A 25,422-nucleotide genomic window follows, 5' to 3' on the forward strand; every position below is an offset into this window, starting at 1 on the left:
GGGTGAACGGACCGTTCAACCGACCACTCCGCCCCACTTCCCCGCAACCTCCCGGCCAACGCAGCCTCACAACCGCACCACCGCCCTCATCGGCGGTAAAAAGCCCGGTTGAACGGACCGTTCAACCAACTCCCCATCACCCAGCCAGGCACCAGTGAGCCAGGCACCAGTGAGCCAGGCACTTGGGTGCCGGGTGCCGGGTGCCGGGTGCCGAGTGCTGGGTGCTGGGTGCTGGGTGCCGAGTGCTGGCATCGGCATAGGTGTCGGTAACTGCCCAGGCCCTCGGTTGAACGGTCCGTTCAACCGACTGCTCTGCCCCACTTACCCGCAGTCTTCCGGCAACGCCTCTCACAGCCTTCCGGCACCCCCCACAGCCTTGCAGCAAGGCTGCCCACAACCTTCCTGCAAGGCAGCCCCACGACCGCACCACCGCTCTCGCCAGCGGTAAAGAGCCCGGTTGAACGGTCCGTTCAACGAAGGGTGAACGGACCGTTCAACCGGGCAAACAGCGAACTAGCGCGTCCCCACCCATCCCCCGCGCCCAACCGCAAGCCCCCGCAAGCCCTCGCACGCACCCGCACACTCCCCGACCTCAACCAACCATCCCCACCCACACACCCCCACCCCACCCCAAACCCCCCAACCACCCCTCCGCCCCCACTTTTCGCCACCGCGCCGAGCCAAGCTCTTGTCTTCCCGCCCAACCGGGCTAGTCTCGCCCAACCACTAACCCGGAGGAGGCCGCCTTGGCGTTGCGGCAGGTCACGCTGGCCGAGGTGGCCAGGCACGCGGGGGTCTCGCTGGCGACGGCCTCGCGCGTGCTCAACGGCAGCACCCGGCAGGTCAGCGACGAGCTCAGGGACAAGGTCGTCGGCAGCGCCGAGCAGCTCGGCTACCTGCCGAACGCCGCCGCGCAGGCGCTCGCCCGCAACAGCAGCGTGCTCGTGGGCCTGGTGGTGCACGACATCGCCGACCCCTACTTCTCCAGCATCGCGGCCGGTGTGACGAGGGTCGCCGAGGAGGCGGGCATGGTGCTCGTGCTGGGCACCACGAACCGCGACCCGGAGCGCGAGGTCGAGCTGGTCAACACGCTCCGCGCGCACCGCGCCCGCGCCCTGGTGATCGCGGGCAGCCGCACCACCGACCGGGCGTCGACGGCGCGCCTCGCCGAGGAGGTCGCCGCGTTCACCGCGCAGGGCGGCCGGGTGGCGTGCATCTCCCAGGCCAAGCTGGGCGCCGACACGGTCGTGCCCGGCAACCGGGCGGGCGCCCGCGCGCTCGCCAGGGAGCTGGCCGCGCTCGGGCACCGGAGGTTCGCCGTGCTCTCCGGCCCGAACGACCTGGTCGTGGCCCGCGACCGCCTCTCCGGCTTCCGCCAGGGCCTGGCCGACGCGGGCCTCGAGCTGCCCGACCACGCGGTCTTCCCGAGCGAGTTCACCAGGGACGGCGGTCACCGCGCGGTGACCGACCTGCTGGCCGCGAAAACTGGCGCGACCTGCGTGTTCGCCGTCAACGACGTCATGGCGACCGGCGCGGTCGCGGCGCTGCGCGAGCGCGGGCTGGACGTGCCCGGCGACGTGTCCGTCGCGGGCTTCGACGACATCCCGACGCTGCGCGACCTCCAGCCCCCGCTGAGCACCGTGCGACTGCCGTTGGAGCAGATGGGCGAGCGGGCCGCGCGCCTGGTCCTGGACGAGGTCGGCGGCCCGCCACGCACGGTGCGCGTCGCAGGTGAGGTGGTGCTCCGGGCCAGCACGGCTCGACCTGCGGGAACCGGACTGCGCTGAGCGACGTTCACAACCTAAAATGGAGACCCGCAAGGGTCCCCGTGACGAGGAGTGATCTACCCAGTGCTCGACGAGCAACCGTGCAGTACTGAGCCGGGCCCCACACCCGGCTACCCGTCCCACCCGGTCCCCCCAGGGGGTGACCGGTGACTGGAATCCTGCTGAGCGTGCTCGGCCTGCTGGCCGTCGTGGCGCTGACCGCGGGCACGTTCATCGCGGTCGCGGCGGAGTTCTCGCTGACCGCGCTGGAGCGGAGCACAGTCGAATCGCACGTCGCCCACGTGGGCGACGCCAAGGCCAAGGCCGTCGACAAGGCCCACCGGTCCCTGTCGTTCCAGCTCTCCGGAGCTCAGCTGGCCATCACGTTCACCACCCTGATCACCGGCTACATCGCCGAACCGGCCATCGCGCAACTGCTGTCTCCGGGTCTGACGGCGGTGGGGGTTCCCACGTCCGTCGCGGCCCCGATCTCGCTGGCCATCGCGCTGGCGCTGGCCACGACGCTGTCGATGGTGTTCGGCGAGCTGGTCCCGAAGAACCTGGCGATCTCCAGACCGCTGGAGACGGCGCGGGCCGTGGCCGGGATGCAGGCCGCGTTCTCGTCGGTCTTCCGCTGGTTGATCAACGGCATGAACGGCGCGGCGAACTGGATGGTGCGCAGGCTCGGCGTCGAGCCCGCGGAGGAGCTGGCCTCGGCCCGCTCGCCGCAGGAGCTGGGCGCGCTGGTCCGCTCCAGCGCCGAGCACGGCACGATCGACGAGGGCACGGCCGCCCTGCTGGGCCGGTCGCTGCGCTTCGGCGACCGCACGGCGGGCGAGCTGATGACCCCGCGCGTGCGGGTGGAGTCGCTGCGCGCCGACGCGACCGTGCTCGACCTGGTCGCCAAGGCCCGCGAGACGGGCAAGTCCCGCTTCCCGGTGCACTCGGGCGACCTGGACGAGGTGCGCGGCATCGTGCACGTCAAGCAGGCGTTCAGCGTGCCGCGCGAGCGCCGGGCCACCACGCCGCTGTCGGCGCTGACCAGGCCGGTGCAGACGGTGCCGGAGACCCTGGAGGGCGACGCGCTGCTGGACCGGCTGCGCGCGTCCGGGTTGCAGACCGCGCTGGTCGTCGACGAGTACGGCGGCACGGCCGGGCTGGTCACCCTGGAGGACGTGGTGGAGGAGATCGTCGGCGACGTGCGCGACGAGCACGACCGCCGCGAGTCCGCGCCGGTGCGCGCGCTGGGCGGGGACAGCTGGATGGTCTCCGGTCTGCTGCGCGACGACGAGGTGGCCGAGGCGACCGGGTTCCGGATGCCCGAGGGCGACTACGAGACCCTCGCGGGTCTGGTGCTGTCCGAGCTGGGGCGCATCCCGGACGTCGGTGACGAGGTTCACCTGGACGGGTGGCGGATCACGGTGATGCAGATGGAGAAGCACCGGGTGGCCGAGCTGCGGGTGGCCAGGGTCGAGTCGGCCGAGACGGGGGTGTCCCGGTGAGCGACGGCTGGCTGCTGGTCATGACGTTCGTCCTGCTCGGGTGCAACGCGTTCTTCGTCGGCGCGGAGTTCGCGCTGATCAGCGCCCGTCGGGACCGGTTGGAGAGCATGGTGGAGCGCGGGGTGGCCCGCGCCGCGCTGGTGATCAAGGCCAGTCGCGAGGTGTCGCTGATGCTGGCGGGCGCGCAGCTGGGCATCACGATCTGCTCGCTGCTGCTGGGCCGCCTCGGCGAGCCCGCCGTGGCGCACCTGATCGAGGGCGCGCTGCACCCGCTGTCGATCCCGCCGGTGGTGCTGCACGGGGTGTCGTTCGCGATCGCCATGATGCTGGTGGTGGTGGCGCACATCCTGCTGGGCGAGATGGTGCCGAAGAACCTGGCCATCGCGAACCCGGAGCGGTTGGCGATCTGGCTGGTGCCGGTGCACGTGGCGTTCGTCAAGGTCGTTCGGCCGTTCATCAGCCTGTTCAACATCGCGGCCAACGGGGTGCTGCGGTTGATGAAGGTGGAGCCGAAGGACGAGCTGGAGTCGGCGTACACCTCGGACGAGCTGTCGCTGCTGATCTCGCAGTCGCGGCAGGAGGGGTTGCTGGAGGACTCCGAGCACCGGCGGTTGGCGCAGACGCTGTCGTCGGCGGAGCGGACCGTGGCGGACGTGCTGGTGCCGCTGGACCGGGTGACGTCGCTGTCGGCGCGGCCGACGATGGCGGAGGTCGAGTCGGCGGTGACGGAGACGGGGTTCTCCCGGTTCCCGGTGCGGTCGACCGATGACCTGATCGGGTACCTGCACGTGAAGGACGTGCTGGACCTGGCCGAGGCCGGTGAGGGCGCGACTGTTCCTCCGGGGCGGGTGCGCGGGTTGCCGGAGGTGCCGGTGGGCGCGAGGTTGGACGAGGCGCTGGCGTCGCTGCGGCGCTCGCAGAGCCACCTGGCGAAGGCCGTCGGCCCGGACGGCGCCACGCGTGGTGTCGTGGCCCTGGAGGACCTGGTGGAGGAGTACGTGGGGACCGTCCGCGACGGGACGCACGTGCGCCGCGAGGTGTGATTGCGGACTGACCGACCGCTCAGCGGTCTGGCCTGGCTTGGCTTGGTCTGGTTTGGTCTGGCTTGGTCTGGTCCGAAGCCGAGTGCCCGTCCCGCTGCTGCGGGGCGGGCACTCGCTCGTTCGGGTGGACAGCCACCATCGGTCAGCGCCGTCACGACCCAGGCGGATGAACGGACCACTCACCCGAGCCCGGCGAACGAACCGCCCACCTGGGGCTGATGAACGGACCGTTCACTCGGCCAAGGCGAGAGCACAGTTGGCTTGGCATGGGTGAACGGCCCGTTCACCGGGCCTCGGGGAGGGAACGAACGGTCCGTTCATCAGGTCCAGAGGAGGTGAACGGACCGTTCACCGGGCCTCAGGGAGAAAACGAACGGACCGTTCACCAGGTCCGGAGGAGGTGAACGGACCGTTCACCAGGTCCGGAGGAGGTGAACGGACCGTTCACCAGCCCCAGGAGGAGGCGAACGGTCCGATCACCGGGTTCCGATGGGATGAACGGTCCGTTCATCAGCCCCATGACAGGCGAACGGACCGTTCACTCGGGTTTTGAGGCTTGTGAGCGCTCCCCCGGTCGGTAAGGGAGATCCCGTCGGACGAAGTACCGTGTTCGTCATGGGGATCGTCACCGCTCCGACCGCGTTGTCCCAGCAGGAGTGGACCGCTCGCCGCGACGCCCACGTCGAGCGGGTGCGCGGGTGGACCGGGCCCCACCTGGAGCGCAGGGCGGCCGGGGTCAAGCACCCGATCATGGACTTCCTGTTCAGCTACTACAGCTACCGGCCGAGCCGCATGGAGCGCTGGCACCCCGGCCCCGGCGTGGTCCTCGAAGGGGACCTCGCCCGCGATTACCTGCGGTGGCCGTTTTACCGGGAGACCCCGGACGGGGTGTCGCTGGATCGTGAGAAGTTCCTCGCGGAGCGGGTTACCACTATCGGGTTCACCCATCGGTTGCTCACCGCCACCGCGTCGCGCGCACCGCGATTGAGCTGCTTCGGCTTGCACGAGTGGGCGATGGTGTACCGGCTCCCCCAGGACCAGGTCAGGCACAGCGCGCTGCCGCTGCGACTGGGCGCCGAGGGCACCGACGCGGTGGTGGAGTCGCAGCGGGTGCAGTGCGGGCACTACGACGCGTTCCGCTTCTTCACCCCCGAGGCCAGGCCCCGCAACGCCCTCACCCCCACCCTGGACAGCCGGGTGGAGCTGGAGCAGCCGGGCTGCCTGCACACCTCGATGGACCTGTTCAAGTGGGCCTACAAGCTCGACCCCGCCACGCCGTCCGAGCTGGTCCTCGACTGCTTCGAGCTGGCCGCCCGCGTGCGCGAGCTGGACATGCGGGCCAGCCCCTACGACGTGAGCGCGTTCGGTCACTCCCCCGTGCGGATCGAAACGCCCGAGGGGCGGGCCGACTACGCTAGGCGACAGAGCGCCTTCGCCGAGGAGGCCGAGCCGTTGCGGGCCGCCTTGATCGGGTTGACCTCGGGGCTGCTGGGTGAGCTGCCCGCTCTGGGATGACGGGCCCCGTGCGCGTCCCGGCCACCGGAGCCTGCCGCGTGCCGGTGAGCGGTCCGCGCCAAGGGACGTGCCGGGGGATCAGCGCAGGCGTGACTTCACCCTGAGGCCAACTTTCACCTGTTAGCGTGACCCGCCCTGGCGTGACAGGGGGCGGTTCCGACCACCGGAGGGACGATGTCTCGACACCGCACGCTGCGGACCAAGGTGCGGCGCGGCATCGCCGGGTGGCCCATCACCATCATCGGCGTCGTGGCGCTGCTGGTGCTCGGCTGGTTCGGCTGGCAGTGGATCGGCGACGTGGTCGACCAGCGCGCGGCCGTGCAGGCCGGGGACTGCAACGAGGGGCCCGCGACGCTGAAGGTCGCCGCGACCCCGAGCGTGGCGGACGCGGTGCGGCAGGTCGCGCAGGCGTGGAGCGCGCAGCGGCCCGTGGTGTACGACCACTGCATCGGCGTCGAGGTCCTCGCCAGCGACTCCGAGGTGGTCCTGGAGGGCCTGACGAACACCTGGGACGAGGAGAAGCTCGGCTCCCGGCCGCACGCGTGGGTCACCGACTCGGCGGTGTGGGCGAACCGGCTGGCCGCGCAGCGCCAGTCCATGATCGGGTCCCCGCCCGAGTCGATCGCGACCAGCCCGGTGGTGCTGGCCATGCCGCAGCAGGCGGCCGACGCGGTGCAGGCCGGGCCGGGGTTCCGGTGGACCGACCTGACCGCGATGACCTCGTCGGCGACCGGCTGGGACCGGTTCGGCGAGGCCGGGTGGGGGGCGTTCAAGGTCGCCCTGCCCGACCCGGCGGTCAACCCCGGCACGGCCATGGCGCTGGAGGCGGCGCTCGCGGGCGCGGGAGCCGACCCGACCGGGCCGGTGACGGCGGACCTGCTGGCGCAGGAGCCGGTGAAGCAGGCGATGGCGAAGCTGGTCGCGGCCCGGCCGGAGCAGACGACGACCAGCACGTGGCAGGCCATGGCGGTGCTCGCGGCGAACCCGGCGGTCGGCTCGGTCGGGTTCAGCGCGGTGCCCGCGCTGGAGGTCGACCTCTACCGGCACAACACCGGCGCGGAGGACAACCGGCCCGCCCCGGCGACGCCGCTGGTGGGAGTGGCCGCGCAGGGCGTGACGCCGGTGGCTGACTTCCCATTCACCGCGCTGTCGGGTGAGTGGGTGAACGAGGCGCAGGCGCGGGCCGCGCAGGCGTTCCGGACCTTCCTGAAGGCCCCCGAGCAGCGGGCGACGCTGGCGGCGGCGGGACTGCGGGTGGAGGGGGTGACCGAGCGGCCGAGCCCGGCGCCCGGCATCGCGTGGGCCGAGGTCGCCGAGCGGCTCGAGCCCGCCGACGCGGCGGCGACGCAGCAGGTGACGGGCGCGTGGGCGACCGCCGACAACGGACAGGTCGTGACCGTGCTGGTGGACACCTCGAAGACGATGGGCGAGGACGGCGGCGACGGGCGCACCCGGCTGGAGTGGGTGCGGGAGGCGCTGACCGGGCAGGTGAACCGGGCGGTGTCCGGGTCGCTCGGGCTGTGGGAGTTCGCGACCGGGGCCGACGGGGACCGGGCGTACCGGGAGCTGGTGCCGACCGGGTCGGTGGGGGCGCGGCGGCAGTCGCTGCTGGACGCGGTGGGGCGGCTCGCGCCGCGCGGCGACGACCGGCCGTTCACGGCGCTGGTCGCGGCCTACGAGGACGTGCTGGCGGACCACCGGGACGGCAAGCGCAACCGGATCGTGGTGATCACGGACGGCGGGGCCGACGGGGACCTGTCGCCCGCCGACGCGAAGGCGCGCCTGGAGGGGCTGAAGGTCTCCGGCAAGGATGTCGGGATCAGCGTGGTCGCGCTGGGGAGCGGCGCGGACGGGCCGGGGCTGTTCCAGGACATCACGAAGGCGTTCGGCGGCGGGACGGTGTCGGTGGTGGAGGACGGGAGCGGCGTGGACGCGGCGCTCGGGCAGGTCCTGGCCGGGCGCTGACGGGTCGCGCGGGACCGCACTTGTGCGTTCTCCCCGGCCCCCCTGTCGTGGGACGCTGATCGCTTCTGGTCTCACTGCGGGCGCGGGGGTGCTCAGGGTGACCGATGCCGATGTTGGCCTCCTTCTTCCGGGGGACCCCGATCACGTGGGGCGTTACCGGTTGCGCGCGCGGCTCGGGGCGGGCGGGATGGGCCGGGTCTACCTGGCCGCCACGCCCGGTGGCCGCGCGGTGGCGGTCAAGGTGGTGCACGCCGAGCTGGCCGCGGACGCCCGGTTCCGCAGGCGGTTCGAGGTCGAGGTGGCGGCGGCGCGGCGGGTCGGCGGCGTGCACACCGCGCAGGTGCTGGACGCCGACACCGGCGCGGACCGGCCGTGGCTGGCGACCGAGCACATCGCGGGGCCGACCCTGCAGCGGGCCGTCGAGGAGCACGGACCGCTGTCCGAGGGGGCGGTCGCGGCGCTCGGGGCCGGGTTGGCCGAGGGGTTGGCCGCGATCCACGAGCACGTCGTGCACCGGGACCTGAAACCGGGGAACGTGCTGCTCTCCCGCAGCGGCCCCCGCATCATCGACTTCGGCGTCGCCCGCGCGCTGGACGGCTCCTCCGCGACCACGCGCGCCACCCTGCTCGGCACGCCGGGGTTCATCGCCCCCGAGCAGTACCTGGGCCGGGAGGCGGGGCCCGCGTGCGACGTGTTCTGCCTGGCGGCCCTGCTGGTCTTCGCCGCCACCGGAAGGCGGCCGTTCGGCGAGGGCACCGCCGAGGCGCTGGGCTACCGGGTGGTCAACGGGGAACCGGACCTGGGCGGGGTGCCGGGGTCGCTGCTGCCGCTGATCGCCGCCGGTCTGGAGAAGGACCCGGACGACCGGCCGGGCGTGGCGGACTTCCTGGAGCGGTACTCGCGGTTGGCCGGGGGCGCCCCGCTGGTGCTGCCCGAACCGGTGACGCGGTTGATCACCAGACGGGTGACGTGGGCCAGGACCCTGGTGGAGTCCGCCGACCCCGGTCGGGGCAAGGCCGAGCCAGAGGCGGGCGCCACCAGGCCCAAGCCGGGCAGCCCGCGGGCGGGCGCGGCGAAACCGGGCAAGGCCAAGCCCGACAAGTCCAGGCCGGGCAAGGCCAAGCCCGACAAGCCCAAGGCGGGCAAGGCGAAACCCGCCAAGCCCAAGGCGGCGGCTCCCCGGCCCGGCATCACCCCGAGGCCGGTCATCACCCCGAGGCCGGTCGTCACCCCGCCGAAGCCGACCGACGACCCGCCCGCCGCCGTGCTCGTCCTGGGCCTCCTGGGCGGCCTCCTCGCCCTGCTCGCCGTCAACGGGAAGCTGCCCGAGGTGGTCGACTGGATGACGAGCGAGCTGCGGGGAACGCCCACGCTCGCCGCCACGCCCCTGGTCGCGCCGACCCGGTTCCCCCTGCTCGAGCCCGCCCCGCCCGCGCTGCGCACCACCACCCCACCCCCCGACCCGGTGGACCTGGCGTTCGAGCAGGTCAGACCGGGTCACTGCCTGTCGGCCCACGGGGACCCGCGCGAGTACGGGCGGTGGAGCGAACCGTCCCCGTCGATCGTCCCCTGCGACCGCACGGACGCCTACACGCGCGTGGTCGCGGTGCGGGGGAGCCCGCTCGACTGCCCCTCCGAGCTCGGGGCGTCCTTCTGGACCAGCACCGGCACGCGCGCGAGCACCACCCTCTGCCTGGAGCGGCAGATCCGGGTGGGCGAGTGCTTCCTCGGCGTGGACGGCGGCGGGGGCGCCGTGAGCATCAACAACAAGGGGATGATGACGACCTGGGGGTGCGACGAGACCACGGTCCCCAGCGAGTTCGACCACATCCTCCAGGTCGACGCCACCACCCACCTCCCGTGCCCGCGTGGCTCGCTGACCTGGGACTTCCGCGGCGGTCACCTCTGCGCCCACGTGGTGTGACCGCTACACCTCGCCCCTGAGCAGCGCCACGCCCAGCGCCGTGCGCAGCGACACCACCTCGCGCCCCTCCCGCCTGCTCACCGCCAGCCCGGCCGCCCGCAGCACCCCGAGGTGCTGCGACACCGCCCCCGCCGTCACGCCGAGCGCCCCCGCCAGCTCGCTCACGCTCACCGGCCGCTCCAGCGCCCGCAGCAGCGCCGCCCGCGTGCCGCCGAGCAGCCGGTCGAGGCCGTCGCCGGTGACCCGGCAGGAGCGCTGCCACACCGAGCCGAACCCGCGCGCCGGGTAGTGCAGGCCCAGCCGCAGCGGGCTGTCGCGCAGGTGCGTGCCCGGCCACACGAACGCGGAAGGCAGCAGCACCAGGTCGCGCTCACCGGGAGTGATCGCACGGCCGGAGACCACCAGTCTCAGCGACTCGAACGTCACGTCCGGGTGCAGCTCCCCCAGCACCGCGGGCGGCCCCGCGTCGAGCAGGCGCTGGCCCCTGCGCTCCAGGTCGCCCTGCAGCACGCCCTCCACCTGAGCCCACACCGGCCGGATCACCGCGTCGTGCACCGCCCGCAGCCGCTCCTGGAGCCGGGGCACCGCGTCCGGGGCGGCCAGCAGCCCGGCCTGCGCGCCCAGCGCCCCCGTCACCCGCTCGGGGGTGGTGGTCCAGGTCAGGGCCTCCAGTTCGGCGTCGAAGCCCGCCATGCGGTTGCCGGGTGTGGGTATCAGGAACTCCGGTATGTCCGCTCTGGCCACCAGCGCGGACAGCGCCGAGCGGTCGCCGGGCAGCGCGGCGAGCTTGCCGGCGGCCCAGCTCAGCCACTCGGCGTGCGGGTGCGGGGCGTGCGCGCGGGCCAGCAGGCGCAGTCCGGCGACGGTCTCCCAGATCGGTGATACGGCGAAGCGCAGGCGCATGGGTTGAGTCCACACTAAAAGGTCGGGGTCACCAACACGTGGTGCGAAGGTGGCCGCATGACGTGGGGACGATTGCAGGCGGTAGCGATCTCGGGCGCGGCGGGGCAGGGCCTGCTGCTGACCCTGCTGCCGCTGCTGGCCGTGTCGATCACGACCGATCCGGCGGCGGTGTCGCTGGTGAACGTGGTCGGCCAGCTCCCGTGGCTGCTGTTCTCGCTGTTCGCGGGCGTGCTGATCGACCGGGCGCGGCGCACGGCGGTGCTCGGCTGGTCGTTCGCGGTGCTGGCGGTGTCGGCGCTCGCGCTGGCCGCGATCGGGGAGCGGGGCGGGTTGCCGCTGCTGCTCGCCGTGGCGTTCGTGGTCACCTCGGCGCAGGTGCTCGGCGACGGCGCGTCCGGCGCGCTGGTGCCCGAGGTGGTGGGGCCGGACCGGTTGGCGTCGGCGAACGCGCGGCTGATGGTGATCGAGCAGGGCGTGGTGCGGTTCGTGGTGCCGCCGCTGGCGGGGTTCGCGGTCGGGGTCGGCACCGGGTACGCGGCGTGGGGCGCGCTGGTGTGCGCGCTGCTGGCGCTGGCGATGATGCGCGGCACGGCGTCGGCCCCCGCGGCGCCGAGCGGGCAGAACCCGGTGCGGGACATCGCCGAAGGGCTGAAGTACCTGGTGGGGACGAGGTTGCTGCTGGCGATCAGCGTGGCGGTGGCGCTGGGGTCGTTCGCGTCGTCGGCCGAGTTCGGGATCTTCGTGCTGTACGCGATGCAGGAGGTCGGGGTCGACGAGTTCGGCTACGGCGTGCTGCTGGCCTGCACGTCGGCCGGGTGGGTGGCGATGTCGTTCTTCGTGGACGCGATCGTGCGGCGGCTCGGCTACTCGTGGTCGATGCGGCTGGCGCAGCTGGCGATGGTGCTGAGCGCGGTGGCGCTGGCGCTGGCCCCGAGGTCGCCCGCGTTCGTGGGGGTGGTGATGTTCCTGAACACGGCGCTGGTGCTGATCTGGAACGTGTGCTCGCAGTCGTCGCGGCAGCGGTTCACGCCGAGCAGGCTGCTCGGGCGGGTGCTGACGGGGCACCGGGCGCTGGCGTGGGGGTTGAACCCGCTGGGCGCGCTGGCGGGCGGGCTGCTGGCGGCGCAGGCGGGATTGCGGTCGGTGTACTGGATGGCGGCGGTGGTGCAGGTGGGGGCGCTGGCGGTGGCGTGGTTCGCGCTGTCGCCTAAGGCGTTCCGGGAGGCGGAGGACGCGGCGGCGGCTCGGGCGGTGGCGGTCTAGCGGGCTGCCATCACCGCGTGCCACGGGGTCGCGTCGAAGATCAGGGTGATCGACGTGATGCGGCCGTCGGCCAGCCGGAAGTGCTCGGCCGTGCGCTGGACGCCGAACGGCAGGGTGGTGCGCACGTCGTAGACCAGGGTGGCCTCGTCCTCGCCGTGCAGCTCGCTGATCACGTCCACGCCCGCGACGACGCCAGGGAACCCCGCCAGCCCCGCCAGGTGCCCCTCCGCGTCGGAGGTCATCAGCGGGCTGCTGAAGGTGAAGCCCTCGGCCAGCCGGGCAGCGGCGGCGGGCACGTCGCCCGCGAATCTGGCGCGGTGGTGGGCGCGCACCGCGGCACGGGTGGTCTCGGCGCTCATCCGCGACCGCCGATCCGCTCGGCCAGCGCGCGCTGGTTCTCCGCCAGGCGCAGGCACAGCAACCGCAACGCCTCGACCTCGTCCCCGGTGAACCCCCGGAACAGCGCCGCCATCGCCAGCTGCGTCGGCCGTCGGAAGGCCTCCAGCCAGGCCAGGCCGGCCTCCGTCACCCGGACCAGCACCACCCTGCGGTCCACCGGGGACGCGGTGCGCTCCGCCAGGCCCGCGCCCTCCAGGGTGTCCACCAGTCCGGTCACGTTGCGGGAGCTGGCGTTCGTCGCCCCGGCCAGGTCCTTCACGCTCATGCCCGTCTCGGCGGCGCTCAGCAGGATCAGCACGTCCATCGCCCCAGGGCTCAGGCCCCGGTCGCCACTGCCGCTCGTGCGCAGCTTGTCCAGTGAGCGCGCCGCCGCGCGCACCGCCGACGCCGCTTCCAGGAACGCCGTGTCCCCGTCCAGCGCGAAGCGGGCCAGCGCCTCCCTCGCGCCACCACCATCAAGTACTTCATTCATAGTGAGGCACTGCTTCAGTACGTACTTCACCATCCTGTCACGCTCAGGCACGGCGAAGGGGGCCGACGCCCTGGAAGCGTCGACCCCCTCGATGTCGCCCAGGCGCTGATCAGCCGCCGAACGCGGAGATCGGCGGGCAGGAGCAGACCAGGTTGCGGTCGCCCTTCGCGCCGTCGATCCTGCGGACCGGCGGCCAGATCTTCGGGGCCGACGTCCCCGCCGGGAACACCGCCACGTCGCGGCCGTACGGGTGCGCCCACTCCCCCGTCACCGACGCCGCGGTGTGCGGGGCGTTGCGGAGCGGGTTGTCGTCAGCGGGCCACTCGCCCGCGCCGACCTTGTCGATCTCGCGGCGGATCGCGATCATCGCGTCCACGAAGCGGTCGATCTCGGCCAGGTCCTCGCTCTCGGTCGGCTCGACCATGAGCGTGCCCGCGACCGGGAACGACATCGTGGGGGCGTGCAGGCCGTAGTCCGCGAGGCGCTTGGCCACGTCGTCCACGGTCACGCCGGTCGCCTTGGTCAGCGGGCGCAGGTCGAGGATGCACTCGTGGGCCACGAACCCGCCCTCGCCGGTGTAGAGGACCGGGTAGTGCTCGTCCAGGCGCCGCGCGACGTAGTTCGCCGCCGCGACCGCCGTCATCGTGGCCCGCCGCAGGCCGTCCGCGCCCATCATGCGCACGTACGCCCACGAGATCGGCAGGATCGACGCCGAGCCCCACGGCGCGCCCGAGATCGGGCCGACGCCGGTCTCCGGGCCCGCGCCCGGCTGGAGCGGGTGGTTCGGCAGGTACGGGGCCAGGTGCGAGCGGACGCCGATCGGGCCGACGCCGGGGCCACCGCCGCCGTGCGGGATGCAGAACGTCTTGTGCAGGTTCAGGTGCGACACGTCCGACCCGAACTTGCCGTACCGGGCCAGCCCGATGAGCGCGTTCAGGTTCGCCCCGTCCACGTACACCTGGCCGCCCGCGTCGTGCACCAGGCCGCAGACCTCGCGCACGGTGTCCTCGTACACCCCGTGCGTCGACGGGTAAGTGATCATGATCGCGGCCAGCCGCTCGGCGTGCTCCAGGACCTTGTCCTTGAGGTCGCCCAGGTCCACGTTGCCGCGCTCGTCGCACTTGACGACGACCACCCGCATCCCGGCCATCACGGCGGACGCGGCGTTGGTGCCGTGCGCGGACGACGGGATCAGGCACACGTCGCGCTCGAGGTCGCCGTTGGCCCGGTGGTACGCCCGGATCGCGAGCAGGCCCGCGAACTCGCCCTGGCTGCCCGCGTTCGGCTGGAGCGAGACCGCGTCGTACCCGGTGACCTCGGCCAGCCAGCCCTCCAGGTCGCCGATGAGCGAGAGCAGGCCCTCGGCGTCGGAGGCGGGCGCGAACGGGTGCAGGTCGGCGAACTCCGGCCAGGTGACCGGCTCCATCTCGGCGGTCGCGTTGAGCTTCATGGTGCACGAGCCGAGCGGGATCATGCTGCGGTCGAGCGCCACGTCCTTGTCCGACAGGGACCGCAGGTAGCGCAGCAGCGCGGTCTCCGAGCGGTGGCTGTGGAACACCGGGTGGGTCAGGTAGTCGGTGGTGCGGCGCAGGTCGGCGGGGATGCCGTCGGCGGTGTCGGAGTCGAGGGCGTCCACGTCGGCGACGGCCACGCCGAACGCCCGCCACACCAGCGCGAGGTGCGCGCGGGTGGTGGTCTCGTCGCAGGCGATCGACACGGTGTCGGCGTCGACCCGCCACAGGTTCACGCCCAGCTCGCGCGCGGCGGCGACGACCTCGTCGGCGCGGCCCGGCACGGAGGCGCGGACGGTGTCGAAGAACTCGCCGTGCACGACGTCCACGCCGCCCTCGCACAGGCCCGCGGCGAGCACGGTGGCCATGCGGTGGGCGCGGGTCGCGATGGCGCGCAGGCCGTCGGGGCCGTGGTAGACGGCGTACATCGACGCCATGACGGCCAGCAGGACCTGCGCGGTGCAGATGTTGCTGGTGGCCTTCTCACGGCGGATGTGCTGCTCGCGGGTCTGGAGCGCCAGGCGGTACGCGGGGTTGCCGTCGGCGTCGACGGACACGCCGACCAGGCGGCCGGGCAGCTGGCGCTCCAGGCCGGAGCGGACCGCCATGTAGCCGGCGTGGGGGCCGCCGAAGCCCATGGGCACGCCGAACCGCTGGGTGGTGCCGACGACGACGTCCGCGCCGATCTCGCCGGGCGGGCGCAGCAGGGTGAGGGCGAGCAGGTCGGCGGCGACGACGGCCTGGGCACCCGCCTTGTGGATCTCGGCGATGAGGCCCTCGTGGTCGCGGACCACGCCGGAGGCGCCGGGGTAGGACAGCAGCACGCCGAAGAAGTCGCCGCCGAGGCCCAGGCCCTCCAAGCCCTGGGACAGGTCGGCCACGACGATCTCGATGCCGAGCGGCTCGGCCCTGGTCTCGATGACCGCGAGGGTCTGCGGGAGGGTGTCGGCGTCGACCACGAACCTGGTGGACTTGGAGCGGCCCGCGCGGCGCACGAGGGTCATGGCCTCGGCGGCGGCGGTGGGCTCGTCCAGCATCGAGGCGTTGGCCACGGGGACGCCGGTCAGGTCGCCGACGACGGTCTGGAAGTTGAGCAGCGCCTCCAGGCGGCCCTGCGAGATCTCCGGCTGGTACGGGGTGTACGCCGTGTACCAGGCCGGGTTCTCCAGCACGTTGCGGCGGATCACGGCCGGGGTGAACGTGCCGTGGTAGCCGAGGCCGATCATCTGGGTCATCGGCCGGTTGCGGGCGGCGAGCGCGCGCAGCTCGGCGAGGGCCTCGGTCTCGGTGGCGGGCTCGGGCAGGTCCAGCGCCAGGTCGCCCTCGCGGATCGACTCGGGCACCGCGCGCTGCGCCAGCTCCTCCAGGGACCCGACGCCGATGACGTCGAGCATCCTGGCCAGCTCGGCGGGGCGGGGGCCGACGTGGCGGTCGGCGAACGGGGTCCCGTGCTCGAGGGCGGCGAGCGGGATGCGGTCCTGCGTCATCTGGGGCCTTCCGGTGCAGCGGGCTGTGGGCACACCTGTGTCCTGGAGCGCCCTCCCCCTCTGTCTCCGGCCCGCGAGCGGGCGGCCTGAGAGCTTCACCCGGTCGGGACCGGGTTTGCACCGTCGGCGGGGTCGACTCGACCCGCTTTCCAGAGGTGTCTCGCCCGCGCGGTCCTGGGGCCTGAGAGGTTCCGGGGAGGATTTGCTCCTTCGGCGCCGAGCTGGGCTCGGACTCTCCCGCGCGGGGTGAAACGACTACCGGAGGAGCTTACCCGGCCGGGGGGTGCCCGTTCACACTCTCGCGACGTGGATCTCAGGGCAGCTGGTTGCGCCGAGTGGTCGAGCGGGCGGGGTGGAGGGGCTCTCCGGGCGGCGGCGACCGGGTGATCATCGAGCAGCGGCGGCGGTCGGCAGCGGCAGGGAGCGGCGGCAGTCAGCGGCGGCGGTCGGCGCGCGCCCGGTGGCGGACAGCGGGCAGCGGCGGGCGCGGGGGACGGCGCGGTTCAGCTCGGCTTCACGGGGCGCGCGGGTCGGGGGCGGCGGCCGACGGGCGGCGGCCCGGTCGGCTGCGCCCGGTTCGCCCGGCCGCGGAACGTCAGCCCGTGGCTCTCGTGCGCCTGCGCTTGGCCAGCTCGTCCTCAGCCACCACCACGATCTCGGTGCCGTCCGCGCGCTCGGCCGGGAACTCGTGGATCGTCCCGCTGATCTCCCGCATGGCCCCGCTGACCGCGATCCCGAACACGCCCTGACCGCCCTGCAGCAGGTCGACGACCTCCTCGGGCGAGGTGCACTCGTAGACCGTGGCGCCGTCGCTGAACAGCGTTATCCGGGCGAGGTCCTGCACCCCGCGCTCGCGCAGGTGGTCCACCGCGACCCGGATGTTCTGCAGCGAGACTCCGGTGTCCAGCAGCCGCTTGACCACCTTGAGGACCAGGATGTCCTTGAACGAGTAGAGCCGCTGGCTCCCGGAGCCGTGGGCGCTCCTTATGGTCGGGTTCACCAGGCCCGTCCTCGCCCAGTAGTCGAGCTGCCGGTAGGTGATCCCGGCGATCTGGCACGCGGCGGGCCCCCGGTAGCCGACCAGCTCGTCCGGCAGCGAGGAGTCCGGGAACAGCTCACCCTGTTCGCCGAATCCGGCCCGGATGGGCGCTTCCTCGACCACGCCTGCCTCCCCTCGGTTCCGGTCACGACGACCGGTGACCAACGTGAAGCCGACCGGTGTCGACTCACACCGCGGCACTTCACCTGAGCTCGACGGTAAGACCGGCTAGGGGGCTGGTCAACGCGACGCGCGGGGCGTGTCGACCCTCAACCTGAGGTTGAGGTTGAGAGAATAGGGCTGCATCGTCCGACCGAGTGACGTTTAGTGATCGTTTAGCCGAAACCGGTCAACGGGGCGTGATGCGGGCGTCCGTCACCCACCCATCCCTCACCGGGTGGGGCCAACACCACACCCCGGCAACACACCGTGACGCGGCGGAGGGGGCCGCCCCGATCCGAAGATCGTGGACGGCCCCCTCCGCGCTGTCCGAGCCCGTGGCGCGGCCTACGTGTCCGCGCCGCGGAAGTCCTCCGGGGAGACGGAGTCGAGGAACTCGCGGAACTTCTCGACCTCGTCCTCCTGCTCGTCCGGGATGATCAGCCCGGCCTCGGCGAGCACGGCCTCGTCCGCGTGGATCGGGACGCCGACCCGCAGCGCCAGCGCCACGGAGTCGCTGGGCCGCGCGGACACCCTGATGTCGCCGTCGAACACGAGCTCGGCGAAGTAGGTGCCCTCCTGGAGATCGATGATGCGAACCTGTTCGAGCTGCCGCCCCAGCGCCCCGATCACGTCCTTGAGCAGGTCGTGGGTCAGCGGCCGGGCGGGTCGCACACCCTGCTGCTCAAGGGCGATGGCGGTGGCCTCCACCGAGCCGATCCAGATCGGCAGGTACCGCTCACCCTCGGTCTCGCGCAGCAGCAGGATCGGCTGGTTCGCGGGCAGCTCCACCCGCACTCCGACGACGCGCATCTCGCTCATCGGGTATCGCCTCCCTCAGCGCGCTGAAACTCTGGCGTCCCCGTTGGTCTACGAGGATTCCCCACATGCTCTCCCGACGCTACCCGCCAAGCGGGCTGTGTGCGCAACCGCCCGGCATCTTCCTTCGCACCGCGTTCCCGCGCGTTCACCTCGGCGAAACGCGGTCACCGGCGAGTTCGCGCACGCCGGAGCGGACCAGCAGTGTGTGCAGCGCCACGAGCAGCGCGGCCACCTCGCGGCCCACCTCGTCGGCGCGCGCCCTGGTCCTCGGGTCGCGGCCGGGGCGCAGCGGGGCGAGGACGCGCTCGACGGTGGCCAGGTCGCGGTCGGCGGCGGCGCGGGCGGGGCGCAGGTCGCGCGGCTCGACGCCGTGGCGGGCGAGGGCCCGGACGGTCCTGGCCACGGCCAGCGCGTCGGGGTCGTGCAGGCCGCCGGGGCCGGGCGCGAGCAGGCCCGACCGCTCCAGCTCGGCGAGGGCCGCCCGGTCGAGCCCGGACTGGGCCAGCAGGTCCTCGCGGGACAGGCGGTCGCCGGGCGCGGGGGCCAGGTCGGCCGCGGTGGGGAGCTCGGAGCGGGGGGCGGGGGCCGCCGGACGCGCGGGCGCGGCGCGCTCCGGCGCGGAACCGGTCGGCAGGGGGTGCTCGGCCTCGCGGGCGGCCGGGACCTCGTCACCGGACCGCGCGCCGTGCTCGCCGCCCTGGCGCCGCGTCGTGGACCACGGGCGGCCCGCGGGCTGCTGCTCGCCCCGGCCGTGATCCACGTCGCGTTCCGCCGAGAGCGGAACGGGCCCCACCGGAGCGGGACCCGAGAGGCCGTCGTCGGCCGCGTCCAGCTGCTCGCGGATGACCTTGAGCGGCAGGTAGTGGTCGCGCTGCGCGGTGAGCACGTGCCTCAGCCGCTCGACGTCCGAAGCGCTGAACCGGCGGTAGCCCGACGCGGTGCGCGCCGGGCGGACCAGCCCTTCCGCTTCCAGGAAGCGGATCTTGGAGATCGTCACGCCGGGGAACTCGGCCCGGAGCTGCGAGAGCACAGCCCCGATCCCCATCCCCCCGCGCTGGGGCCGCCCGGCCGACGTCACGCTGCCTCCCCGGCCGGGCGCGGCCTCACCGCGCTACCCCTGGCCGCCCGCGCCGGGGCCGGTCAGGAAGACCAGGCGGAACTTGCCGATCTGGACCTCGTCGCCGTTCGCGAGGACCGCCTGGTCGACGGGCTCGCGGTTGACGTAGGTGCCGTTGAGGCTGCCCACGTCGATCACCACGAACTCGCCGCCCTCGCGGCGGAACTCCGCGTGCCTGCGGGACACGGTGACGTCGTCGAGGAAGATGTCGCTGTCGGGGTGGCGGCCTGCGCTGGTCGTGTCCCGGTCCAGCAGGAAGCGCGAGCCCGCGTTGGGCCCCCGCTTGACCACCAGCAGGGCGGACCCGGCCGGCAGGGCGTCGACGCCCGCCACCGCGGGCTCGCTCGCGGGCGCGCCTTCGACCTCGGCGAGGAAGTCGGCCCGGAAAACGGAGGTCCGCTCCGGGGACTGCTCGGGCGGAACGCCTGGCCCGTCGTTCGTGCTCACCTGAGCTCTCCTCCTGCTGCTGGATCCGTCGAGTTCGTTAGAACCTATCGTGCCCGAACCTGCGTCCGAGGATCGGCTCCCCCGGCGACCGAAGAGTTTGCGGAAGATCGACGTCACTCCTGGACCAGCTCCTGGTATGCGGCGGCGTCGAGGAGGCCCTCGAACGCGTCGGTGTCGTCGAGGCGGAGCTCCACCATCCAGCCCTCGCCGTAGGGGTCCTCGTTGATGAGGTCGGGCTGCTGGTCCAGTGAGTCGTTGCGCGCGGTGACCTCGCCCGCGAGCGGCGCGTAGATGTCCGACACGCTCTTGGTCGACTCCACCTCGCCCAGCGTCTGGCCTGCGGAGACCTTCTCGCCGAGCTCCGGGAGCTGGACGAACACGACGTCGCCGAGCTGGGCTTGGGCGAAGTCGGTGATGCCCAGGCGCACGGTGGTCTCACCTGTGCGCTGCACCCACTCATGTTCCTCGGTGTACTTGAGCTCCTCGGGAATCACCGCGGTGCGCTCCTTCAATGACGGTGGATCTTCGCTTCCGGATCTTCCCACGTCCTGCTCAGGCTGAGACGACCCCCGGCCGTTGCGCGCGGGACGCGAGGACGAGCTGGTACGCGTACAGGGCCCCGGACCACAGGTAGAGGACGGCTCCCCAGATCATCATGGCGTAGGCGAAGGGCCTGATGACCTGCGCGAACGTCGAGCCGCCCTGGGCGACCAGGAGCATGGGGAACGCGTAGAGCAGGATGAACGTGGCGGCCTTGCCGAGGTAGGTGATCGTGAACGCGGCCCGGTAGCCCAGGCGGCGCAGCACCGGCAGGCACGCGCCGACCACCAGCTCGCGGCCCACCAGGACCAGCACCACCCACAGGGGCAGGATGTCGCGCACGACGAACGCGATCATCGTGGCGACGATGTAGAGGCGGTCGGCCGCCGGGTCGAGCAGCACGCCGAGCTTGCTGGTCTGGTCCAGCCAGCGCGCGATCTTGCCGTCGAGCCAGTCGGAGACGCCCGCGGCGATCAGCAGCGCCAGCGCCCAGCCGTCGGCGCGCGGGCCGAGCAGCAGGTAGAGGAACACGGGCACGCCGAGCAGCCGCAGGACGCTGAGCGCGTTGGGGATGGTGAGGTACCGGTCCTGGGGGGCCGGTTCGGCTGCGGGCGGCGTGGACACGGCACGAATGCTAGGCGCACGCCAGTGGCGGGGCTCACCGGTGTAGGGGTGGGGGTTCGGGCGCGCGGCGCGGGCGCGGGGCCCGGTCGGGCGCGGGCGGCCGTTCGGCCTGCCGTCCGGCCGGGCGCCGGGCGGGCGGGGCCGGGGGGCGGCGGCCGGGCGCGGCGGCGTGCGCCGGGGAGCCCGGTGGGCTCGCGCTCGGCGGACGCGCTGCGCGTTCCGGGTGCCGCTGTTCACAGGGGGTGTTCTTCCCCGGCGCGGGTCGTGGGAAACCCCCGCCGTTCAAGATCACTTCGAGGGTCGGGGACCTCCAGCCGGGACTTCCGGTCGGGGGCGTTGAGGTGGGCGGGACGCCGAGCGCCCCCGGCCCACCTCGCGCCGTCGCCCTACCTGGTGCGGCTCCAGCCCCGCCGCTGGAGCTCGGCGCCCGTCAGCGCCTGCGGGCGACCCCGGTCGTCGACGCCGACCCAGCGGGCCCGGAAACCCTCGAGCACGTACGCGTGGCCCTTGCTCCACACGACGCTGCACGGCGCGGTGGGCAGCGCCGCCCTGCGCTTCGCGTGCCCGATCTCGGCTTCCGTCGTGGTGCTCATGGTGTGCAGACCTCCGTCCGGTGCGCCGTCCGCCCGTGATCGGCGGACGCCTTCTGGGGGAATTGTGGTGCGGAACACGTCCGCTTCGCGCGCCCTGCGCGCCCATCGGGTCCGAGCGGTCGCCGAGCTGCACGACCGGCTCACCGAAGGCGTACCCACCCCGGCGATGATCAACCGTTCGGCGCGGCGGTCCGGCCGCCCACAGCACCGGCACTTCAGAAAAGATGATCTTGATGGGGCCGGGGCGCGGCTTGTGGTGCCAGACCGCGCTCCGTACGGTGAGCGGTGCAGCGGTTGAGCCAACAGCCGTGCCGGGGAGCTCCGGCTGGGCGTTGACCTGCGCTGCGCCAGGACAAGCACCCCGTTGACGGGCTCCCCACCCCACAAGCGGTGGCAGTTGAAGAGGAGACCCTCGTGTCGGTTCACGATCCCGAAGTCGTGACCACGGACGGAAGCGGGGCGGGCGCCGTCGAGTCGGGGCCCGCCGAGCACATCGACATCAGCGCGGAGCGGGTCGCCGACGGCGTCACCGTGGTCAGGGTCACCGGTGAGGTCGACATGCTGACCGCGCCCCGGCTGCGCTCGGAGGTGGTCGAGCGGATCACCACCGGCGGCACCCTCGTGCTCGACCTCGGCGGCGTCGGATTCCTCGGGTCGGCCGGTCTCGCGGTGCTCGTGGAGGCCGCTCAGCGCAGCACGCGCGAGCAGGCCGCGTTCCGGGTCGTCGCGGTGGAGCGCGCCGTGCTCCGCCCGCTGGCCGCGACCGGTCTGGGCGAGGTGTTCAGCGTTCACCCGTCGGTGGCCGAGGCGCTGGGCGGTGACCGGGGCTAGCGTGCTCGACCAGGTCCACGACCTGGTCGACCCCGGAGGCGACGAGCGCCCGGTGGGCGGGGCCGCCCTCGGGCGCCCGCACCACCACGCGCGTCCCCGCGTCGGCCGCGGCCGAGGCGACCGCGCGCAGGCTGCGCACCAACCCGTCCGCCCGGTCCCCCAGCTCGCGCAGGTCCACCACCACCGGAACGGCGCCGCCGCGCGCCGCGGTGAGGATCGCGCGTCGCACGGCGGGGCCTGCGCGGACGGGCACGTCGCCCCTGACCACGACCTCCACCCACCCCGCGCGCTCGCGCACCACCACCTCCTGGTGGGCGCTGACCGCGAGGCGGGTGGTTCCGGGGGCGTGCCTGCCGGAGAGCACGAGGACGACGGTGGTGCCGCCGGGCGACCGGTCCAGCAGCACCTCGTCCACGCTCTCGCGCATGAGCAGCAGGCCGCGCCCCCTGGACGACAGACCCGGCGGCGGGACGCGCCAGCGCCCGTCGTCGGCGACGACCACCCTGACGCGACCGCCCGGCTCGGCGGTCGCCTCGACGCGCACGCTGCCGGGCGAGCCCGGCGGGTAGGCGTGCTCGATGGAGTTGCTGACGGCCTCGTTGACGGCCATCAGCAGGTCGTAGCGGTCGTCCTGCTCGACGCCGAGACCGGTGAGCCACCGGTCGACGCGCTGTCGAAGGGCCGAGAGCCTTGCTGGCTCGGCGGGGAACTCCGCCCGCCAGTGCCGGTCGGCGAGTTGGTCGGTCACCGTGCGCCTCCCCGTGTGGTGCACCTCGGTGGCTTCCCGCTCATGGCGGCGCTCACACGTGTGAGCGACCACCACTTCGGGTACCGATAGCGTCGGTGCACTACCGGGGGCCTGCACCCCCGATCATCCTGGGAACCAGATCGGACGATGAGGTGAGCGTGTCGCACACGGAGCCGCACAGCGGTGAGCTTGACAACGCCCTGAGCGGGGTGGAGCTGCGGATGGCGGCGGACCCCACGCAACTGTCGATCGTCCGCGCGGTCGCGGCCGACATCGCCATGCGGCAGGACTTCGACCTGGACTCGATCGAGGACCTGAAGCTCGCGGTGGACGAGGCCTGCTCGACGCTGATCTCGCTGGCGTCGAAGGGCGCGGTGCTGAGCGCCCGCTTCGTGGTCGCGGACGGGGACGTGCAGGTGTCGACGCAGGTCGTCTCCGAGCGCGCCGCCCCGCCGGACCGCGACAGCTTCGGCTGGCGCGTGCTGAGCGCGCTGGTCGACTCGGTGACCACGTGGGTCGCGCCGAAGTCGGGCGAGGAGGCCTACGAGGTGCACATCGACCTGGTCAAGCGGTCACTGGGGACGGTGGATGCGTGACGGCGGCTGAAGGGGGCGCCACGAAGGCGGCGTCGGGCAAGTCGAGCGGTCAGGGCGACTACGACCACCTCGCCCCGCTGTTCACCCGGCTCGCCCAGACCCCGGCGAGCGACCCGGCGCGGGAGCGGCTGCGGGACGAGCTGGTCACCGAGCACCTGCCGGTGGCCAGGCACATCGCGCGCCGGTTCGGGCACCGGGGCGAGCCCCACGACGACCTGGTGCAGGTGGCCACCGTCGGGCTGATCAACGCGGTCGACCGGTTCGACCCGGAGCGCGGCAGCGACTTCCTGTCGTTCGCCGTGCCGACGATCATGGGCGAGGTGCGGAAGTACTTCCGCGACTCGTCCTGGTCGGTGCGGATGCCGCGCAGGCTCAAGGAGCTGCACCTGGCGATCAACGCCGGGTCGGCGCGGCTGTCGCAGGAGCTGGGCAGGGCGCCGACGCCCAGCGAGCTGGCGCAGCACCTCGGCCTGAGCCGCGAGGAGGTGCACGAGGGGCTGGCGGCGGGCAACGCCTACCACAGCGCCTCGCTGGACGACCTGCTCGTGGCCGACGACAGCTCCATCTCGCTGGGCAGCACGCTCGGCGAGGAGGACCCGGAGCTGGAGGCCATCGAGCAGCGCGAGTCGCTGCACCCGCTGCTGGAGAAGCTGCCGGAGCGGGAGCGGCGGATCGTGGTGATGCGGTTCTTCGGGAACATGACGCAGACCCAGATCGCGCAGAAGGTCGGCATCTCGCAGATGCACGTGTCGCGGCTGCTGGCCAAGACGCTGCGGCAGCTGCGGGACGGGTTGGAGCAGTAGGGCTTGGAGCAGTAAGGCGGACGAGCGGGGTGAGCGGCGCGCGCAGGGCTCCGCTCACCGCTCCCCGGCGCCCCCTCGCGGGCGGTTCTCCTGAGCGTTTGCTGAGAGGTAGCCCGATCGGGCTTCCCGGCGTTTGCCCCGCTGTTCGGCGGGGAAGACCTGACCAGCACCCGATGAGAGCCGCCTGGAGGGGGTCGCACCATGACCAGCACCGCACGCCTGCCCAAGCCCGTCACCGACGTCTGGGACTGGCAGAAGGACGGGCTCTGCCGCGGGCGGGACAGCGCGGTGTTCTTCCACCCGGACAACGAGCGCGGCTCGGCGCGCGCCTCGCGCGAGAACCGGGCCAAGGAGCTGTGCGCGCGCTGCCCGGTGCTGGCCCAGTGCCGCGAGCACGCGCTGGCCGTGCAGGAGCCCTACGGCGTGTGGGGCGGCATGGGCGAGGACGAGCGCAGGCGGATCATCTCCGCCACCCGCCGACGGGTCAGCGCCGTCGCCTGAGCGCGCGGCGGAGGTCCCGGCGGAGCAGCGAACGGCACGGTACAGCGCGGTACGAGTGCGATCCGGTGGCGTCGGGGACGCCCTGAGCCGGAACAGACGCGGGGCCCCTCCCACCGGGAGAGGCCCCGTCAGCGCTTTCCGGGGTCCCCTGGCTCAGAGCTCGGGGAAGAGCAGCTGCCCGCCGTAGAAGAGCGACCCGATCGCCACCGCGGCGAACAGCAGCACCCACACCAGCCCCGGCACGCGGGTGATGCGCGCGAGCTGGTCGGCGTCGGACTGCGGCGCCCTGCCCCGCATCCGCCTGCTCTGCAGCTCCCCCACCGGGCGCACGCCGCCCAGCAGCAGGAACCAGGCCACGAACAGCGCGAACCCGGCCTTCAGGTCGTCGGTCCCGTAGAAGGACACGACGAACATCACGCCCCCGGTGAGGATCACCGAGAACACGCCGAAGACGTTCCGGATCATGATCAGCATGGCGGCCAGCAGGACGACCGTCGCCCACAGCAGCTGGCGCACGTGCCCCTCGGTGACCAGCCACGCGGCGCCAAGGCCGAGCAGCGGCGGGGTGACGTAGCCCGCGAAGTACATCGCGACCACGCCCGGTCCGGACGGCCTGCCGCGCGAGACGGTGACGCCGGAGGTGTCGGAGTTGAGCTTGATGCCCTGGAGCCTGCGGCCGGTGAGCAGCGCGATGAGCGCGTGGCCGCCCTCGTGGGCGATGGTGATGGTGTGGCGGGCGTAGCGCCACACGCCCGGACTGGCCACCAGGACCAGGGCGAGCACTGCGGGGGCCCACTGCGCGATCGTCGACATCACCGCCCAGGATGCCAGTGCCGGGCCCGTTCGCGCCGC

Annotated in this window: 24 protein-coding genes and 1 riboswitch; of the genes, 11 read left to right on the plus strand and 13 right to left on the minus strand. The window is 73.1% G+C overall.

Annotated elements, in window-relative coordinates; translation table 11 throughout:
* The first annotated feature begins 746 nt into the window (after positions 1 to 746).
* The 6 genes from CNX65_RS26600 (at position 747) to CNX65_RS26625 (ending at position 9,715) form a co-directional block, all read left to right on the plus strand.
* The gene (locus tag CNX65_RS26600) at positions 747 to 1,787 is read left to right on the plus strand and encodes a LacI family DNA-binding transcriptional regulator (RefSeq protein WP_096496202.1); all 1,041 of its coding nucleotides are present in this window, start codon (positions 747 to 749) and stop codon (positions 1,785 to 1,787) included.
* A gap of 146 nt (positions 1,788 to 1,933) precedes the next feature.
* A complete protein-coding gene (locus CNX65_RS26605; protein WP_096496203.1) occupies positions 1,934 to 3,268 on the plus strand; it encodes a hemolysin family protein in 1,335 nt (444 codons plus the stop codon).
* Positions 3,265 to 4,311 (plus strand): hemolysin family protein, encoded by a 1,047-nt coding sequence (locus tag CNX65_RS26610; RefSeq protein ID WP_096496204.1) that lies wholly within the window; start codon positions 3,265 to 3,267, stop codon positions 4,309 to 4,311. The genes CNX65_RS26605 and CNX65_RS26610 overlap by 4 nt, the downstream gene beginning before the upstream one ends.
* A 615-nt stretch (positions 4,312 to 4,926) precedes the next feature.
* On the plus strand, positions 4,927 to 5,826 hold the full coding sequence (locus CNX65_RS26615; protein WP_096498017.1) for a 3-methyladenine DNA glycosylase: 900 nt from the start codon (positions 4,927 to 4,929) through the stop codon (positions 5,824 to 5,826).
* Between the two features lie 174 nt (positions 5,827 to 6,000).
* Positions 6,001 to 7,791, plus strand: coding sequence for a substrate-binding domain-containing protein (locus tag CNX65_RS26620; protein ID WP_096496205.1), 1,791 nt, complete (start codon positions 6,001 to 6,003; stop codon positions 7,789 to 7,791).
* Positions 7,792 to 7,936: 145 nt separating this feature from the next.
* Complete coding sequence (locus CNX65_RS26625) at positions 7,937 to 9,715, plus strand: serine/threonine protein kinase (protein ID WP_157767869.1); 1,779 nt, start codon at positions 7,937 to 7,939, stop codon at positions 9,713 to 9,715.
* Positions 9,716 to 9,718: 3 nt separating this feature from the next.
* On the opposite strand, the gene CNX65_RS26630 is transcribed toward CNX65_RS26625, so the two are convergent.
* Positions 9,719 to 10,618 carry an ArsR/SmtB family transcription factor gene (locus CNX65_RS26630; protein WP_096496207.1) on the minus strand — a complete coding sequence of 300 codons (900 nt, stop codon included), beginning with the start codon at positions 10,616 to 10,618 and terminating at the stop codon, positions 9,719 to 9,721.
* Between the two features lie 57 nt (positions 10,619 to 10,675).
* On the opposite strand from CNX65_RS26630, the gene CNX65_RS26635 reads away from it, so the two are divergent.
* Positions 10,676 to 11,881, plus strand: coding sequence for an MFS transporter (locus CNX65_RS26635; protein WP_096496208.1), 1,206 nt, complete (start codon positions 10,676 to 10,678; stop codon positions 11,879 to 11,881).
* Here the strand turns inward: CNX65_RS26635 and CNX65_RS26640 are convergent.
* From CNX65_RS26640 to CNX65_RS26685, 10 genes are all read right to left on the minus strand, one after another.
* Positions 11,878 to 12,240: a nuclear transport factor 2-like protein gene (locus CNX65_RS26640; RefSeq protein WP_096496209.1), complete on the minus strand. Its 363-nt coding sequence runs from the start codon at positions 12,238 to 12,240 to the stop codon at positions 11,878 to 11,880. The two genes, CNX65_RS26635 and CNX65_RS26640, sit on opposite strands and share 4 nt — an antisense overlap.
* Positions 12,237 to 12,785, minus strand: a complete 549-nt coding sequence (locus CNX65_RS26645; protein ID WP_232520026.1) for a MarR family transcriptional regulator — start codon at positions 12,783 to 12,785, stop codon at positions 12,237 to 12,239. The genes CNX65_RS26640 and CNX65_RS26645 overlap by 4 nt, the downstream gene beginning before the upstream one ends.
* 76 nt (positions 12,786 to 12,861) lie before the next feature.
* Positions 12,862 to 15,750 (minus strand): aminomethyl-transferring glycine dehydrogenase, encoded by a 2,889-nt coding sequence (gcvP, locus tag CNX65_RS26650; RefSeq protein ID WP_096496211.1) that lies wholly within the window; start codon positions 15,748 to 15,750, stop codon positions 12,862 to 12,864.
* A gap of 159 nt (positions 15,751 to 15,909) precedes the next feature.
* A riboswitch (glycine riboswitch) is annotated at positions 15,910 to 16,000 on the minus strand.
* Between the two features lie 345 nt (positions 16,001 to 16,345).
* The gene (locus CNX65_RS26655) at positions 16,346 to 16,912 is read right to left on the minus strand and encodes a MerR family transcriptional regulator (RefSeq protein ID WP_096496212.1); all 567 of its coding nucleotides are present in this window, start codon (positions 16,910 to 16,912) and stop codon (positions 16,346 to 16,348) included.
* Between the two features lie 384 nt (positions 16,913 to 17,296).
* Positions 17,297 to 17,770, minus strand: coding sequence for a bifunctional nuclease family protein (locus CNX65_RS26660; RefSeq protein WP_015804058.1), 474 nt, complete (start codon positions 17,768 to 17,770; stop codon positions 17,297 to 17,299).
* Positions 17,771 to 17,915: 145 nt separating this feature from the next.
* Positions 17,916 to 18,848 (minus strand): transcriptional regulator FtsR, encoded by a 933-nt coding sequence (gene ftsR / locus CNX65_RS36435; protein WP_232520027.1) that lies wholly within the window; start codon positions 18,846 to 18,848, stop codon positions 17,916 to 17,918.
* A gap of 33 nt (positions 18,849 to 18,881) precedes the next feature.
* The gene (garA, locus tag CNX65_RS26670) at positions 18,882 to 19,334 is read right to left on the minus strand and encodes a glycogen accumulation regulator GarA (RefSeq protein ID WP_015804060.1); all 453 of its coding nucleotides are present in this window, start codon (positions 19,332 to 19,334) and stop codon (positions 18,882 to 18,884) included.
* 113 nt (positions 19,335 to 19,447) lie between these two features.
* On the minus strand, positions 19,448 to 19,828 hold the full coding sequence (gene gcvH / locus CNX65_RS26675; RefSeq protein ID WP_015804061.1) for a glycine cleavage system protein GcvH: 381 nt from the start codon (positions 19,826 to 19,828) through the stop codon (positions 19,448 to 19,450).
* 58 nt (positions 19,829 to 19,886) lie between these two features.
* Positions 19,887 to 20,498, minus strand: coding sequence for a CDP-alcohol phosphatidyltransferase family protein (locus CNX65_RS26680; RefSeq protein WP_096496213.1), 612 nt, complete (start codon positions 20,496 to 20,498; stop codon positions 19,887 to 19,889).
* A 386-nt stretch (positions 20,499 to 20,884) separates the two neighbouring features.
* On the minus strand, positions 20,885 to 21,091 hold the full coding sequence (locus CNX65_RS26685) for a hypothetical protein (RefSeq protein WP_096496214.1): 207 nt from the start codon (positions 21,089 to 21,091) through the stop codon (positions 20,885 to 20,887).
* Positions 21,092 to 21,529: 438 nt separating this feature from the next.
* Between CNX65_RS26685 and CNX65_RS26690 the strand changes: the two genes are divergently transcribed.
* The gene (locus CNX65_RS26690) at positions 21,530 to 21,922 is read left to right on the plus strand and encodes an STAS domain-containing protein (RefSeq protein WP_232520028.1); all 393 of its coding nucleotides are present in this window, start codon (positions 21,530 to 21,532) and stop codon (positions 21,920 to 21,922) included.
* On the opposite strand, the gene CNX65_RS26695 is transcribed toward CNX65_RS26690, so the two are convergent.
* On the minus strand, positions 21,873 to 22,670 hold the full coding sequence (locus CNX65_RS26695) for an ATP-binding protein (protein ID WP_096496216.1): 798 nt from the start codon (positions 22,668 to 22,670) through the stop codon (positions 21,873 to 21,875). The genes CNX65_RS26690 and CNX65_RS26695 overlap by 50 nt on opposite strands.
* Positions 22,671 to 22,828: 158 nt before the next feature.
* On the opposite strand from CNX65_RS26695, the gene CNX65_RS26700 reads away from it, so the two are divergent.
* From CNX65_RS26700 to CNX65_RS26710, 3 genes are all read left to right on the plus strand, one after another.
* Positions 22,829 to 23,266, plus strand: coding sequence for an ATP-binding protein (locus tag CNX65_RS26700; protein WP_096496217.1), 438 nt, complete (start codon positions 22,829 to 22,831; stop codon positions 23,264 to 23,266).
* Complete coding sequence (locus CNX65_RS26705; RefSeq protein ID WP_096496218.1) at positions 23,263 to 24,069, plus strand: SigB/SigF/SigG family RNA polymerase sigma factor; 807 nt, start codon at positions 23,263 to 23,265, stop codon at positions 24,067 to 24,069. The genes CNX65_RS26700 and CNX65_RS26705 overlap by 4 nt, the downstream gene beginning before the upstream one ends.
* A gap of 201 nt (positions 24,070 to 24,270) precedes the next feature.
* Positions 24,271 to 24,570, plus strand: a complete 300-nt coding sequence (locus CNX65_RS26710; RefSeq protein WP_015804068.1) for a WhiB family transcriptional regulator — start codon at positions 24,271 to 24,273, stop codon at positions 24,568 to 24,570.
* 153 nt (positions 24,571 to 24,723) lie between these two features.
* Here the strand turns inward: CNX65_RS26710 and CNX65_RS26715 are convergent, their stop codons facing one another.
* Entirely contained in the window at positions 24,724 to 25,383 is a 660-nt protein-coding gene (locus tag CNX65_RS26715) for a M50 family metallopeptidase (RefSeq protein ID WP_096496219.1), read from the minus strand.
* Between the last annotated feature and the right edge of the window lie 39 nt (positions 25,384 to 25,422).

It is taken from the genome of Actinosynnema pretiosum (genome assembly GCF_002354875.1).
Taxonomy (GTDB): Bacteria; Actinomycetota; Actinomycetes; order Mycobacteriales; family Pseudonocardiaceae; genus Actinosynnema; species Actinosynnema auranticum.

Excerpts from the sequence above, each read along its gene's own strand:
- CNX65_RS26640 (WP_096496209.1), bottom strand. The coding sequence starts at position 12,240 with ATGAGCGCCGAGACCACCCGTGCCGCGGTGCGCGCCCACCACCGCGCC.
- CNX65_RS26710 (WP_015804068.1), top strand. The coding sequence starts at position 24,271 with ATGACCAGCACCGCACGCCTGCCCAAGCCCGTCACCGACGTCTGGGAC.
- gcvP (WP_096496211.1), bottom strand. The coding sequence starts at position 15,750 with ATGACGCAGGACCGCATCCCGCTCGCCGCCCTCGAGCACGGGACCCCG.
- CNX65_RS26715 (WP_096496219.1), bottom strand. The coding sequence starts at position 25,383 with ATGTCGACGATCGCGCAGTGGGCCCCCGCAGTGCTCGCCCTGGTCCTG.
- CNX65_RS26630 (WP_096496207.1), bottom strand. The coding sequence starts at position 10,618 with ATGCGCCTGCGCTTCGCCGTATCACCGATCTGGGAGACCGTCGCCGGA.
- CNX65_RS26660 (WP_015804058.1), bottom strand. The coding sequence starts at position 17,770 with ATGAGCGAGATGCGCGTCGTCGGAGTGCGGGTGGAGCTGCCCGCGAAC.
- CNX65_RS26615 (WP_096498017.1), top strand. The coding sequence starts at position 4,927 with ATGGGGATCGTCACCGCTCCGACCGCGTTGTCCCAGCAGGAGTGGACC.
- CNX65_RS26685 (WP_096496214.1), bottom strand. The coding sequence starts at position 21,091 with ATGAGCACCACGACGGAAGCCGAGATCGGGCACGCGAAGCGCAGGGCG.
- CNX65_RS26620 (WP_096496205.1), top strand. The coding sequence starts at position 6,001 with ATGTCTCGACACCGCACGCTGCGGACCAAGGTGCGGCGCGGCATCGCC.
- CNX65_RS26645 (WP_232520026.1), bottom strand. The coding sequence starts at position 12,785 with ATGGTGAAGTACGTACTGAAGCAGTGCCTCACTATGAATGAAGTACTT.
- CNX65_RS26635 (WP_096496208.1), top strand. The coding sequence starts at position 10,676 with ATGACGTGGGGACGATTGCAGGCGGTAGCGATCTCGGGCGCGGCGGGG.